Genomic DNA, 15,420 nt, shown 5'->3' on the forward strand with positions numbered 1-15,420 from the left:
CAGCACTCTTCATAATACAGTTCGGTTTAGAACTTTATCGAACCGTATTATGGAGATATCAAGGAACGCTTGTTAACTCTACACTAGCCGCGATCGCAGAATCATTAAGAGACGACTGTTGTTTTGTCTGTAATTCCTGTCGGAGATTCTTGTAGGCAGATGGATCTGCTGGCATCATCAATGCAAGCAGGTTTCCTGGTTTGCGGCGGGTGCTAAGACCCATATCCTGAACCAATTCATCAATGTAATGGAATGTAAAAGGAGTTACACATGCTCCACTGACGAAAGCATAAGGTCTATCTTTCTTCCTCCATTCCAACTCTGCTGTTACATCCTCTAACATCTGTTGCGGGGATGGTAAAGGTAAATTTCCTTTGACATACTCTGATAACCACCTAGCACCAATTTCTGCTGATAACTGGGCACAGAAAGTATAGTTATAACCAACAAAACCCATCTGGGGAACATGAGGGTGAATGAGATGGCGGTAAAGATGGATAGTGCCTTCCTCATCAAATACGTGTCTGCGGTACTTCTCTTCTAGAAAGGGGATATCCTGAAGAAAGCCCGTGCCAAAGACAACCACATCTGCCTGTATTTGCTCGCCGTTATCCAATTCCACGCCACTAGCAAAAAACTTGTTGATTTTTGTCTTCACAGGACGAATTTTGCCTGCGCGTACATGCTCAAAAAAGCCTTTAGGCACCAAGCCGACACTACAACCAATCAATTTGTTCATCGGTTGTTTGGGCACCATCCCACAAGCATCAAGGGGAAACTGTAAACGCATGATAGTCTCATTTAGCCGCCAGAATGCCCATACCAGTGGCTTTCCAAAACTATGCAGCCACTTTTCCCATCCTTGAAGTTTATGATAGGGCATCCAAATTTCCGCAAACCGAGTTAGGAAAATATACTTGATGTTCAACAAACCGAGAAAGAAGTTGGGAAATTTCCACAACGCTTGACGGAACACAAGGGTACATTCCTTAGCCTTGCTAGCTGCGACATTCGCCAGATCGGTGGCTGACTTGCCAAAACCGACGACAACCACTCGCTTGCCCTCAATTACAGAGCCGTCATTAAAGTTATTACTATGTATTACCTCACCTCCGGCGGCAATGAACTCTTCCATTCCCGGCAAGTTAGGAATATAGGGAATATCACAAATACCATTGCATACAATCACAAAGTCGAACTCGTAATTTTGTTTTCCGATCTCCTTACCATCTTCTTGAAAGCTAACACTAACCACCCATCCAGGAGTATTTCCTGATTTGCGCTCCACTTTAGTTACTTTTGCACCGAACTGAATTTTTTTTGTGACACCAAAGTGTTGGGCATAGGATTCAAGGTAAGCGCATATTTGCTCTCCTGAAGGCCATTCTGGATAGGACGCAGGCATAGGATAGTCTGAGAAAGCATAGGTATCTCTGGGATTTTGGAGCGAGAGTCCTGGGTAAGCCCTCGACCTTTCCCACACACCGCCAAGTTCCTGCCGCTTCTCGAACAATGTAACCTCGTAACCTTCTTCAAGAAATGTCTTGGCTGAGACTAATCCGCTCACTCCTGCCCCAATCACGCATATTTGTTTCGCTGTCATCTTGGATTCTCCTCAATTATTATCAGGCTTACGGAAAAGTAGAGGCAGTAAGGGCAATTCATGAATTGCCCTAAGAAGAAAATCAAAGTTTTGACTATTGTTTGCGTAAGTTCTATATTAAATTGGCACAGGAATTTGATATGCGCTATCGTTAACTGATGAAGTAGGTAAATGATTGTCGCTGAGGTATTCTGACTGTTCTTGAGACTTGATTACATAAGTTAAGTATTCATATTGAGAGGGTAGATTTGTACTCAGGTAATTGGCTTTTTCCTTAATTGCCTTAAATTTAGCTAGCGCCTTCTCGTCGTCAAGATGCTCCAAGAGAGGTAAACTACCTTCAGGTTTATGATTGAGTCCAAGTAACATTACCGAATAAGAGTATGTCTCAAAGCCATGAAAATATGGATTGATATTCTTTTTATTTGGTAATCTGCTTCTCCACAACTTTAACTTTTCTTGCAGTTCCGTAGGAACTTTAATTTCTTGCTTAGTTGCTTGCCAAAACTTTGTATCTGCTCGATCGCTGGCACGGTAATGGAGTACCAAAAAGTCCCGAACACCATCTAGACAGTTAGCGATCGCTCTATTATAGTTGCGAATCAACTCTTCATTGAACGACTTCCCTGGAAAGTGATTGACTAGCTCTTCAATTCCATGCTGAATAAAAAATATGCCAGTAGATTCTAATGGTTCAACAAATCCACTGGAAAGCCCTATTGCTACACAGTTTTTCACCCATGAGTTTCTGTTACGTCCAATCCTCATCTGGATATGAGAGGCTTTGCAATTATCAGCAACATTTCCTAGATGCTGGCGAAATTCTTGTTCTGCTTCCTCCGCAGAGATGAAGGCGCTGGAATAAACATATCCTGTACCATCTCTGCCATACAAAGGTATATTCCAGACCCAACCTGATGAGAGAGCAGTTGCAGTTGTGTAAGGGTTGATGCCATTTTTCTGAATATCGCTTGGTATCTGTATGGCGATCGCGCGATCGCACAGTAGCGACTCTGAATAAGAAATGAATGGCTCACCAAGAGCTTTGTTAATCAAAAGACCACGGAAACCAGTACAGTCAATGAAAAGGTCTCCACTGATAATGCCATGCTCGTTAGTCTTGAGACTATCTATGCTTCCATCTTCGGTTAAATTTACATCTACCACATCATCAACAATTTGTTTCACGCCCCTCTGTATTGAATAATCTTTCAAGAATCTAGCAATTAGATTTGCATCAAAATGGTAGGCGTAAGGATATTGCCCTTCAGCATCAGCAAGTGTGATGAGATTTTTTTCAGAAAAATGTTTCTCTGAGAATAAATGTTCTACTCTATCATCAAAGATTTTGCCATTAAGATATCTCGGAGACCTTTGGCGATCGCACAGCGTCGGTGCCATGAAGCAGGAATAATCAAATGCCTCATTGGCACTCTTAAGTTTTAACCACCATTCAGAGATACTGAATCCATCAATAAAATCAAATCTTTCAAAAGGGTGGTAAAAGTGTCTTCGATCGGAATTCCAATCAACAAATTTAATCCCCATTTTATAAGTAGCATTGCATTTTGGCATCCATTCATACTCTTGTAATCCCAGAAAATCAAAAAATGACTTGATGCTACTAAAAGTTGCTTCGCCAACTCCAATTTTTGTAATATTAGAAGACTCTACCAAGGTAATCTGAACATTTTTTTTCAAGGCTTTGCTCAAATAAGCTGCCGTCATCCAACCTGCTGAACCACCACCGACAATTACAACATTTTGTACGTGCTGTGACATAGTAAAATTTCTCCTTCCGGCTTGAATTAGGTATTAATTGTCAATTTCAATAAATTTGCTGATTAATTTATGCAGTTTTCAATGGTTGCTCAATTTTATGGTTTTTGGCATATACCAAAAGACCATTTGTAAATTGGGTAAAAACTGTAAATAAGTTTTCAACCAGTTCAAAAGCTTCTTGTTGGGCTGCTTCTGATAGTTGAATATCTTGTAACAATTGCTCTATTCCAGATGAACCTGTCATGTGACCAGTTTCAACATCCAAATGGAAATCTGCAAAATATCGGCATGGTTTTTGGGTAATTGCTTTAATTTCTTTGCCAATCTCTGCTGCTATAGAAAACATTATATTACCTGTTGCTTCGGTAACTTCAATGACTATTGTTTTTTGAATAGGAGTAGCTTGCAAAGTATATCGATAGAGTTGATAGCTCAACCAGCGAGCATTCTGAGTTTCTTCACTCCAAAGAAATTTCAATGCATCACTAAATTGCAAAGTTTTGTCAAATTCTAGATTCTTCAAATCTTCCAGAAACCACAGCCAATGATGGTCATCTTCATAAGTATGTTTGTTAATTAATGTCTGAATTGGATCGTTTGTTGGTTCTACTCGCAAAAAATACTTATTCAGTTCTCCAAAATTCATAATAAAATGAGCAGCACATGGTGCCCAAGCTAACCTTTGTCTGGGATTTATACTTTTATCTTGCATAAAATTAAACAATGGCACTTGAGCAAATTCTTGTTTTTTTTGTTCAATTAATGCTAGTACTTGTTGCATTTTTAATTGTGCTGATTTTCAATGTTTAATATTCAAGCAGAAGTAACTTCCCCACTTTGTTGTGGGAAGGTAATCTGTTCAAGCTTTGGTTGTTAAATTCTCAAAGCTTTTTTGATAATCATTAGCTCAAAACCCACTATTTGAATAGCAAATAATGTCTAATTTGTGATATTGCAGGTTTAGTTAAAAGTGTGTAGATAATTGGTCTTTGAACACACGATCAATCCCGCCTCTATATCAGGGTTTTAGGTGTATTGTGTTATATCGTATTGAGGCTAACGCTAAATTGTAACCAGCTAATTTACTGTTATTGATTTTTACTTTAATTTCAATATTTCTATGTAATAAGCGCAGCTTTTACGTAAGTACACTTGTTAAGAAAGAGTCTTATATGAGCGTTTCCTGCGCTCATAAAAACCAAATCGGCTGGTTAGGCCTTCTACCTTAGCTAAAATTTGAGTATATACTTGGAAAGATTTTTAGACTTGTTGTAGCTAAAAGTAGTATAAATAATTACTTTACATTCTCAAGTATTAATGTAGACTCAGCAGTACGCCCAAATTCTTCTGGCGCATATTGCAGGTGAACTTCTGCACCAGGCCAAAAAAATGTCCCAGGTGTCATAGAACAAACTAAGTAATGCAAGCTATAAACTCCAGGTTTGAAGTGGTCGGGGTAGGCGATAATGCGATCGCCTTTATTGTAAAGGCAGATGGTGATGCTTACCAGTATTTAAATATCTAGAGGTAATGACAGCTGAATTCCAGCAGCAAGTCTTTTTTGCTTGGCTTCAGCTTTTAATCTTTTGTCTGCTTTGTAAATATTCTCTATAACTGGTATAAGTTCAGCTTTATGCTTAGGCATATATAAATCCAATGCTTTACAAACAGCTTCCACGGGATGGACATCGTGATAACGAATTTGGTTAGCTGCTAATTTACTCATAGCTGAGTAATCCATTAGAGGACGTGTGTCGTAATAGTCTCTGATAGCAGCATTTTTAGAAAGATTATTCTGTTTTTTAATTTCTCTAGACTTTAGTCCTTGGAGACATTTATTTAACGCATCATTGGTATCCGCAAAAATCATTCTAGAAGCACTATGTTTTTCTTGCCACAGTTGTACAGCAGACATAAGCTCTGGGTGATTTTCAATTTTTAATATTTGTCTAACAGTAAATCGCTCTTTATGTACAGCAAATTCCTGCTCAAAATCATTAGGTATGGAAGAGCCAGAATTAGCCTTCCAACCAGTCTTCTGGTGAATAAAAACCCGCATTCCAAGATGTTGAATTAGCTTTAATGCCTGTTGCGCCTTAATATTACCTCCTGGCTGTCTTGGTTTTGACCACTTTGCATAATACTCAACCACCGCAGCACAAAATCCATCTTCTACAATATCTCGTCCCTGTCCATCTGAATAACCCGTAAGGGTCAACCTCATGCCAGCAAAAGGTTTTAAACATGGAGCTAGATTGTTACTGTTAGGGTCAGATGCTCTAACTTTTCTAATCAATTTACTTATAGCAGTTCTATCTTTATCCACAAACCTAGCTAGTCCACCATGAGACATTCCTGATTCTCCCGTACTTTTTACTGTAAAGTATTCAGCACCATCTTCATCCACACCATGTAATAAGTCTTTGGAAAAATTCTGCTCATTACCAGACTTTTTCAATAGTTGTCCCACAAAAAACTCCTTTGTATGAAATATAATTAAGGGTTTACTGAAAGACGTTTGCCGTTGAGTTGGGAAATTGACTGGTAGGCGTATCAATTGATAGGGGTAACTCTGCACTTGCCTCAGATGATTTTATCTCTAGTAAAAAATGCTCTGAGTCATCAAGTTTTGCTAGTCTTCCTTCTTTGACACCCCGATTTAATTCTGCAAGCAGAGAGTTTCTAGCTCTGGCTAACTCGTCAGGTGAACAAGTTTCAAAAATTATCTCGGTCAATTGATTAATATGTAATCCGCTTGGATAATTAACTAAAATCTGTCTTGCAATTGTGACATATCCTCTAGTTCTTTTGTACTGAGGACGTTTCATATCTTTTGGAAGACGAAAGTCTTGTAAAGATTGACTCTTGGTTAAATGAACCTCACTGACTGAAACATCGACACAAGATAAACCTTTGATGTACTGCTGGTAATCTTTAGCATTCAATTCCTCGCCATGAGTAGCCATTAAGCTATCAATGGTTGACTGGATTTTCTTGGCTAAAGCCTCCATGATAGATGCTTCTATTTGAGCCTTTGCAGCAATTTCTCTGAGTTTGGCAGCATCTTGCTCAGTCTCGACAAGTTTATTTTTTAACAATGAGAGAAGCAAATTATTGTCCATAATGACAACTATTATACATATATTTGTCTTTCTTGCAAGATTTCAAGATTTGTTTATGAAATTGATCGGTAACTTAGATTTAAGCTATGATAAACTTTGTGACTAAATATTTATATCTTGCAAGAATGCACAAGAAAAAAGCGATCGCCTACTCTTCTCTCAGTTGTGGCAGTGCGATCGCCATAAATCATTGAAAATAAAAAAGTAACTTTATTGTCAAGTTATGAAACTCAGAGTTGTATTAGAACCCAGTGACGAAGGCGGATACACCGTCCATGTTCCCTCACTTCCTGGTTGTATCAGTGAAGGAGAAACATTAGAAGAAGCATTAGAGAATATCCAAGAAGCAATAGAACTTTACCTTGAGCCATTGGAAGATGAATGGATTACTCAAGAAGGCGTAATTGGCAAATAATTACTTCCCATCCTCCAATATTAATGTAGACTCAGCAGTACGCCCAAATTCTTCTGGTGCATATTGCAAGTGAACTTCAGCACCAGGCCAAGAAAATGTCCCAGGTGTCACAGAACGGACTAAGTAATGCAGACTATAAACTCCTGGTTCCAGGTGGTCGGCGTAGGCGATAATGCGATCGCGGTACACATTCTTAAACCCAAGTTCCCAGCTATCGGCTTTTGCTTGTAATGCAGCTGTAGCAGTTTGAAAACTCGCATCCACCGCCTCAAAACCTGATGGTAAAGGATCTTTAATCACCAGATGATCCACAGAACGATCGGCGATGATTTCTAAACCAATATCAAACACCTGTCCAGAGGCTAAAGTCAAGGGTTTATCAAAAGCATAAAGACCTGTTTTTTGCAAAACTTTCTCTTTATTTACTTGACTAATTTCTCGTGTTATGCGTAAACCGTTAAACCTGCCTGGTTGATTTCCTTGCAAGCGATAATTATAAGCAACCAGATAGTGTAAAGTGCCATTACCTGATTTTTGCAAAGTTAAATCATTACGCCCGCGAGGTAATTTAATCATCGGCACATTTAGCTGTAAGCTGGGATTTTGATAGCCATTAAACTGATTTTCTCCTAACTTATTACCAGCTAATTCCACTGTGGCAACAAAATTAGGTGGTGTGGGTTGCAGCTGGCTATAATCTACCAAAGCTGTTAAAGCTTGGGCATTATTATAGTTGGTTTGCCACGTACCATCCCGTCGCAATGCCAGAAGACTTTGGAATAATTTATCTATAACTTCGGGTTTACTCTGTTTGGCAATAAATAAGCGTAAAGCTTGCGCTTGGGTTGTAGTAGATGAACTCATCCATCCCCAACTAGTGGGTAAACTTACAACTGCTGTGCGACCAGTTTCATAAATATTCTGTTGCAGCTTATTCGCTAATTGCTGAGATTCATCTTGCCATTCTGGGAATTGAGATAAGTATCGCGCCAGTTTAATTTGAGTTGCTACATCAAAGCTATTGCGCTGTTCATAAATATCTGCAAGGAAAGTATTGCGTTTGTCTCCTAATTCTGCTAAAGAGATTAAAGCATTAAGTTGCAGTTGCCTTTTACAGAGTAGTTGTTTGCAAAAGTCGTATTCTCCGGGGTTTGCTAGAACTTTTTGTAAATAAGCTTTCAGGCGAGACACTATTGCAGAATCAACTAAATTAGGGAACACCTGATTAGCTTTAGCCAAAGATTCACCCGTATAGGAAGAAACCCAAGGGTCGGATTTTTCTTGTCCGGGGAAAGCAGCAAAACCACCATCAGCTATTTGGAGTTTTTGTAATTTTTCAATTGCTTGATTTGCTTGTTGGCTAGGATTAAATTCTGTAAATGTCTGACCATATTTCTGTGCAATAATTTGCAAATTAGCAGCAATTATTAATTGACTCGCCGCCGGTTCTGTAAATGGTAAATCATTATCTTCTACAGCCTGCTTTGCTGGTGCTTTAATTTCTGGAATCAAAGTACTCGCCAACTGAATATCTAAACCTCCCGCATCAGGAAAGGTATTTTTATCAACATTTAAGGGAATCTTCACCTGTTTTTCAGTGACACCAGATTCAACAACTTGTTCTGTAATTTCAATTGGCTTAATTTCCAAGGGTACTTCAAAAGCATCTGCGGCTGTACCATTTAACTGAGTCGTAAAGCGAACTTTACCAGTTCCCACACTATCCGCCAGCATGGGAAAACGATAAGCATGAGTTGCGGATTCAGCTTTGGTTTGCAAAGAAGTAGCTGTGGGGTTTTTATCAGCAAACTTCACCGTACCGCTAAGTTCGCCATTTATTGAGAGATTCCCTGTATTCCCAGTGTTGTTAGTTACAGATAAACCGGCGAGGATGCGATCGCCTGGACGGGCAAATTGTGGCAAGATGGCATTAGTTAGCAGTGGCTTTGTGCTGATAAACGTCGCCTCTCCATTCCCGAAACGCAGATTTCCATCAGTGGCGACAGCCATCACTCGCCATGTAGTTAAGTCATCCGGTAATTTAAAGGTTATCTGTGCGTTCCCATTTGTATCGGTAAGGACAGAACCGTTGTAGTAAGCTAAGGCTTGAAAATCGGTGCGAGTGCGAGTATTGGCTGCACCAGTGGAGAAACCACCGCCATAACCCCAACCTTTGGGTTTAGCTACATCTTGTGCTTGTAATATCACATCTGGGCGATTATCGCTAAAACGCGTAGAAATTGGCTGTTCTGCATAAACTGTATCTACCAAATCTGGCGGACGATAACCAGAAAGTTGTAACACCGCCTCGTTTACCACCATGACTGTAAACTGTCCTTGGGTGGGGTTTCCTTGATTGTCCTTCAGTTCTAGCTGTACCGTTTCTTCTGCGCCAGGTTCTAATGATGCTTGCACTGGCTTAACTTGCAGTTTTAAATACTTATCTTCTAAATTAACTTTAAAAGGTGTAAAACCAATTTTCACCAAGTTATCTAAACTTCCCGCTTCCACTTGGTTAATAGGTTTACCTTGTCTTACTAACACAGCTTCAATGGCTGCATTTGGCAGCATTTCTGGCGTAACTTGAAACTGAATTTGTGGAGCGCCTCCCTGAACTTTTATTATCTGCTGATAAAGCGGTTTATCTTTAATCACAGCAAAGTACAATTCTGCATCTGCATAGGGAGATTGAATTAGTGCAGTAGCAGTTTCACCAGGTTTAAACTCTTTTTTATCTAATTTAACTTCTAAAACATCTTCTTCTCTAGAACCCCAAAATACTGGATTTTCTCCAGTTGCCCAAATTTGTAAATCTGTGGCACTTAATTCACCTTTAGCATCGCTAAAATTAACTCTAATCCGATATGAAGCGGATTCTGGTGCTACTAAATTTACCGATTGTGGATTACTTGCAGATGTAATTTCTGCTTGTCCTACTGTTTTATATTCAACTTGATTTTTTGGAGTTCGGCTACCTTCGACCAATTGGGTAACGCTGCTGTATTTAATCTGTTGTAATTCCACCCGTACCCGTTGACCTGCGATCGGTTTTCCTGTAGGGTCAGTAACAATCACTTCAACAGGAAAAGCCTTACCAGCATCAGCGATGAAATTACTTTTTAATCCAATCAGGCGATTACTCGGTAAAGCTGTAAATGTTTTGGAATTCGCTACAGACAAATTAGAAATATCTGCAACTTGCACATCTACTTGGTAAGTCATCGGATATGGTAAATCATTAGCCACATTTACAGTCTGACTACTTTTACCATTAGCATCTAGTTGGGCATTAGTTTGTAATACATCAGTAGATATAGTAGGGGTTTCCTCCGGCCATAACCATTGCCTACCAAAAGTAAATCCCTCCCAACCTTTAGGCACAAAATCAGTCTGCTGGCGAGTGATAAAATATTTTGCTTCTCCCCCTTCTACAGGCGCGCCAAACAAATAATTGCTTGTAGCATTAATATTAATTTTCTCGTCAATATATGCAAATTCTTTATCTAAGTTAAGTTCGACTTTAAAGTTGGGTGGCTTAAACTCGGCTACCCGAAATTCTCCAGAAATTTCTTGTCCATTTTTACCTTTCGCCTGGATTGTATAGTAGCCTAAGCGCTGAGTAGTTTTGATTGGCAACTCCAGAGAAAAACTGCCAAATTCATTTGTGGTTTGCGTACCTAAGCTAGTTTTTTGCCCATCGGGATTTACCAAAGTTAAGTGGTAAGCAGCATTTTTATCTTGCTGAATTACACCATTTTGTAAATAGTCTGCAAAACCAGTCAACCAAGCCTTTTCCCCTGGTTGATATAACTGTCTATCCGAGAAAATTACCCCGCGTGATTCTGGCTTCTTATCTTGCCAACCCGCATCAATCCCGTAGCCATAAACACCGCTATATTCTTCAGTTCTAGCAAATGCCCAATCTTGATTCTCACGGGCAATTACTAATAACTGTGGTGATTTACTAGAGCTTTCATTGCCAGAATAACATTTCTGTAATCCTTCACGAATCATTCTAAAAATTCCATTGTCATCAGTTTTACCTGTTGCACAAGGTACGGGTTCTGGACGAGATTTTGCTTGTAATTTTGATTGATAAATTTCAACAGCAGCCGCTTGAACCGGCGAACCGTCTGTAAGATGATTGACACGAATTAACCCTGACTCAGGAAACCACTGAGTAAATACGCCCAAATTTGTCAATTCAACCATGCCATAAGTCGTAGGTTCACGCCACAGTTCCTTCCCATTCTCCTGATATTTATTCGTGCGGGCTTGGACTCCATAAGCTAACATGCCCGTAGTAGAATTTATTTTTTCCCGCAGAGGAACAGCAATATCAACTGATTGATTTTTCTTACCCGATACCTTAAAGCTTTGCCATTCAGCAGGTTGTGGTAATAACTCACTACTATTATCAAAATAAACTAAATCTGTCGGTTGGACTACTCGATAAGCTGCTTTATATTTAGATTCTGGCAAATTTCCCGTACTAATATTTAGCTGTAAATCTTTACTTGTAGGGAAAATATTCAAATCTGATGGTACCCAAATATCCCCAGCTAAATCTCCAGTGTCATATTTAAGGGTGACAGGTTTACCCAAAGTTTGCCCAAACTTATCTTTGAGATTTTCGCCGATAGTAATTGTATAAGTCTTGGCAGGTTCTAGCGCATAAGGATTAATCCCGACAATTTTATCTTCATCATTAACTTCCAAAATTCTCGAAATTTCTTTTGGTGCTGGATTAATAGTAATGTTTTCTTTAGCTGAATCTGCTAATAAAATGTTATTAAATTCAAGCTGCGGGCTGCCTTTAACAAATCGTCCAAATGTTCCGCCTGAATCCGGCTGTCCGTAATAGTTAATTTTCTGAAATGCTAAAGGCGAATAAGTTGCTAATTTACTGGCAAATTCTTTCTCTGTCGCTAGATTGCCATAAGCAGGACGTATTCCGGGAGAAAATACCAGGCGATAATTAGTTGCTTTTTCTAGATTTTGCTGTGAGATGAGATTATAAATCCAATTGCGTGCTGAAGGGTCAAATTTTTCTAAAGGTTCTTCTTCATTTTTTAATGGTTTTTCTTCTTTGTTTAATTCAACTTTAAAACCTATACCTTTCTTTTGACCTTCAGGAATTAGTTGTAAATGTTCTTGTACAGAAGCTAAATCCAATTCTACATTAGAAGTAAACTGTAACTTCTGTTGTAAATCAATTGGTTCGATATCAGCTTTCTCTATGGGATTGACACCGGGTAAATTAGTTATTTTAATGGATTCAGTGTTGAAAGTCCAAGGTAAATCTTTGTCTAGGCGATGATTTTTTAAATCGGCTAAACCTGCTTTTAGAGTAACTTGAAACCTCGTCGCTATTGGTAATGCTTTTTCAGCTTGGAATCCCACCATGCGTGGTGTTAAAAAGCGAAATTGACCGGGGAAAGGCGGCCAAAGGGCAAATTTTTGTAATATTTTTTGCTGTTCTGGACTATCAAGACTTTCAACTGGGATTAAAGCTTCTTGAAAACGGATGCGGATTTGGTTGAGGGGTTTTGCATCTCCAATGGGACTTATTTGTTCAATCCAGTCTGGTAATTTTGGTGGTGTAAGTGAGGAAACTGCTGGAAGTTGTTCTTTACTTGAATTGATACCAAAGAAATTACATCCTGTCATCGCTAGCATGAATGTGAAGAGAAGAATAAATTGTATTTTTCTCTTCTGGCGTGAAAAATGACTAATTTTTTTTAACAAACCGCTAAGGACGTTAATAAAGAGATAGAGAATTTTACGATAAGAACTGAGTAAAAATTTGATAATCATATTTTTTAGTAATTCAAAATAAAAAATTCACAAATTATAGCAGGCAAAAGCTTGCATTACCTGATTTACTTGGTAATGGCAAGATTAATAAGGGATGCAGACGACTATTTTTTACTCAGACTTTGGATTTAACTATGTTTATTTACATAGATAACCAATCTAGTGTAATTGTTCCAAAAAATCACTACAATTCTTAACTAATTAATAAGTATTTAACTTCTGCAAATATTAATTTACATCTGCTAAGTGATTTCAAATAAATTATTAAGGATTTGACATATTGACTGATATAGATGTAATCGCTGCGTCAAAATTAAGGTAGGTTTTCTTGGACAGGGGATTCCCTGATGAAACTAATTTTACGATCGCTACTCAAACTTAAGCCCACTAGTAAAGTTATCCTGGCTGTGCTGCTAATCTGTCTGGTGGTACGCTTACTTCCTTATTTTGCGCCTATTCGGGCCGCAGATATTGCCCAAAATCAGTTGGCAATGCAATTTAGCGATCGCAATGGTTTACCATTAGGAACATTGCTCACCCGCGACCAAGAGCATACATCAGTAGTACCACTAAATCAGGTTTCGCCCCAGTTTATCCATGCGATTTTAGCCGCCGAAGATGGCAGCTTTTACCATCATGGGGCGTTGGATATGAAAGCTATTATCCGCGCCAGCAAAGAAGCCATCCACGCGAAACGAATTGTTTCCGGCGCTTCCACAATTACTATGCAGTTAGCGCGGATGTTAGATCCCGTGCCGCGCAGCTTCTCTGGTAAACTGAGTGAAATTTGGCTAGCTTGGCGGTTAGCAGCAGGGATGAACAAAGATGAAATTCTGACTGCATATATCAATCGGCTACCAATGGGAGGGAATATATATGGTGTGGAAGCCGCTGCACAGACTTATTTTTCCATTCCAGCTAGTGAATTGAATCTTGCTCAAGCTAGTTTGTTGGCTGCTATTCCCAATAATCCCACATATTTTAATCCTTACGAACATTGGGAACGGCTGAAGCAGCGACAAAAATACGTCCTTAATCGGATGGTACAGGAAAAGTATATTAGTGGTGCGAACGCAACCCGAACACACACCGAAAAAGTTGTGTTTCAGTCTCGCCAAGGGGGAATTATCGCCGCACCACACTTTTTATTTTGGTTAGCCAATCAGTTTGATAAGCCGCAAACAGAACAAAATTCTCCCATCCGCACGACTATCAATCGCCCTTTGCAGCAGTTTGTGGAAGCACAGGTACAGCAGGTAATTTCTTCTTTAGCCGCTAACAATGTCCATGATGCTGCTGCGTTGGTGATTGACAAGCACACTGGTGAAGTTTTGGCTTATGTCGGTTCACCTGATTACTTTAATGAAGCCAAACTGGGACGCAATGATGGAGTGCAAGCACTACGTCAACCAGGTTCTACACTCAAGCCTTTTGTCTATGAACTAGCTTTAGAAAAAGGTTTAATTCGCCCAAACAGCATTTTGGCAGATGTACCTGCCCATTATGCAATTCCCGGCGCGAAACTTTACAGCCCCACAGATTACACAGAAAGGTTTCTTGGGCCTGTACGGGTACGAATCGCTTTAGCAAATTCTTTAAATGTACCTGCAATAAAGGTGTTAGAAAAAGTAGGTGTGGAAACTTTCTTAGAACGATTGCATCAACTGGGATTTGAACACCTCAATCAAACTCCAGAACATTATGGTTTGGGGTTGACTCTAGGTAGTGGCGAAGTCAGTCTTTGGGAATTAGCCCGTGCTTATCTGACCATAGCACGACAAGGAGAGGCGATTCCTTTAGTAAGCACATTTTCCAATTCCCCAATCCCTACAGACGCGATGAATCGCGTCTCTACAAACTCCTCACTCTTTAATCCGACAATCTGGCAATTAATCACCAATATACTCAGTGACAGCTATGCTCGTGCAACAGCATTTGGTGTAGACTCGGTGTTAAATTTACCCTTTCCTGTTGCTGTTAAAACTGGCACTTCTTCCAATTTTCGTGATACTTGGACTGTTGGCTTCACTACAGATTACACCGTCGCTACTTGGATAGGCAACTTCAACGGCGAACCGATGCGACAAGTTTCAGGTGTGACAGGTGCAGCACCTTTATGGAATCGAATTATGTTACATCTGCACGAACATCAAGAACCAGCAGATTTTCCATCTCCAGAAGGTTTAGTGCAATTACCTGTTTGTGCAATTTCTGGATTACGACCCACACCAGATTGTACCTCAGTGGTGCAGGAATATTTCTATCCTGAAGATAAAAGTAATTACGAACGCGAGCATCAATTCAATTTGCCACCAGAGTATGATGAATGGTTAGCAAAACAACAGCAGTCAAATTTTACTTCTGCCAGTTTGAGAATTTTATCTCCGCATCATGGCGATTTATTTTTAGTTTATCCTGGCGAACAAACGCAGCAAAAACTCGAATTTAAACTAGCGGGAAATAAATCTGCACCAGTCGAGTGGTGGTTAAACGGCGAAAAGTTAGATACAAACTCAGCTAATTCTTTATTTTGGAATTTACGTCCTGGTAAGTGGACTTTGGAAGCAAGAAGCGGGGAAATGAACGACAAAGTAAGCTTTCAGGTGGAGTTAGCTAATATTAAACCTACGCGTCGAGGATTTTCTATTAGTAATAATTGAAGCTCTCTAACTCTTATTCCT

General features: G+C 39.4%; 8 protein-coding genes and 1 pseudogene. 2 read left to right on the top strand and 7 right to left on the bottom strand.

Translation table 11 applies throughout. The annotated features are described in order from the left end of the window. Positions 1-58 precede the first annotated feature (58 nt). The 6 genes and pseudogenes from RMY32_RS18750 to RMY32_RS18775 form a co-directional block, all read right to left on the bottom strand. Positions 59-1,603, bottom strand: coding sequence for an NAD(P)/FAD-dependent oxidoreductase (locus RMY32_RS18750; RefSeq protein WP_322711023.1), 1,545 nt, complete (start codon positions 1,601-1,603; stop codon positions 59-61). Between the two features lie 117 nt (positions 1,604-1,720). After that, a complete protein-coding gene (locus RMY32_RS18755) occupies positions 1,721-3,385 on the bottom strand; it encodes a tryptophan halogenase family protein (protein WP_322711024.1) in 1,665 nt (554 codons plus the stop codon). Between the two features lie 67 nt (positions 3,386-3,452). After that, the gene (locus tag RMY32_RS18760; RefSeq protein ID WP_322711025.1) at positions 3,453-4,166 is read right to left on the bottom strand and encodes a hypothetical protein; all 714 of its coding nucleotides are present in this window, start codon (positions 4,164-4,166) and stop codon (positions 3,453-3,455) included. A 513-nt stretch (positions 4,167-4,679) separates the two neighbouring features. Further along, a pseudogene (locus tag RMY32_RS18765) lies at positions 4,680-4,859 on the bottom strand (hypothetical protein); the annotation flags it as partial. Between the two features lie 39 nt (positions 4,860-4,898). Further along, positions 4,899-5,855 carry a hypothetical protein gene (locus tag RMY32_RS18770; RefSeq protein WP_409883403.1) on the bottom strand — a complete coding sequence of 319 codons (957 nt, stop codon included), beginning with the start codon at positions 5,853-5,855 and terminating at the stop codon, positions 4,899-4,901. 34 nt (positions 5,856-5,889) lie between these two features. Then, positions 5,890-6,507 (bottom strand): hypothetical protein, encoded by a 618-nt coding sequence (locus tag RMY32_RS18775; protein ID WP_322711027.1) that lies wholly within the window; start codon positions 6,505-6,507, stop codon positions 5,890-5,892. A 223-nt stretch (positions 6,508-6,730) separates the two neighbouring features. On the opposite strand from RMY32_RS18775, the gene RMY32_RS18780 reads away from it, so the two are divergent. Then, positions 6,731-6,922 (top strand): type II toxin-antitoxin system HicB family antitoxin, encoded by a 192-nt coding sequence (locus tag RMY32_RS18780; RefSeq protein ID WP_322711028.1) that lies wholly within the window; start codon positions 6,731-6,733, stop codon positions 6,920-6,922. Here RMY32_RS18780 and RMY32_RS18785 read toward each other — a convergent pair whose 3' ends face one another. Beyond that, positions 6,923-12,601 carry an MG2 domain-containing protein gene (locus RMY32_RS18785; protein ID WP_409883417.1) on the bottom strand — a complete coding sequence of 1,893 codons (5,679 nt, stop codon included), beginning with the start codon at positions 12,599-12,601 and terminating at the stop codon, positions 6,923-6,925. It lies immediately after the preceding gene. Positions 12,602-13,086: 485 nt separating this feature from the next. Between RMY32_RS18785 and pbpC the strand changes: the two genes are divergently transcribed. Next, positions 13,087-15,399 carry a penicillin-binding protein 1C gene (pbpC, locus tag RMY32_RS18790; protein WP_322711030.1) on the top strand — a complete coding sequence of 771 codons (2,313 nt, stop codon included), beginning with the start codon at positions 13,087-13,089 and terminating at the stop codon, positions 15,397-15,399. Positions 15,400-15,420: the final 21 nt, after the last annotated feature.

Origin of the sequence: Nostoc sp. ChiSLP03a, from assembly GCF_034531215.2 — a bacterium.
In the GTDB taxonomy this organism is placed as follows: domain Bacteria; phylum Cyanobacteriota; class Cyanobacteriia; order Cyanobacteriales; family Nostocaceae; genus Nostoc.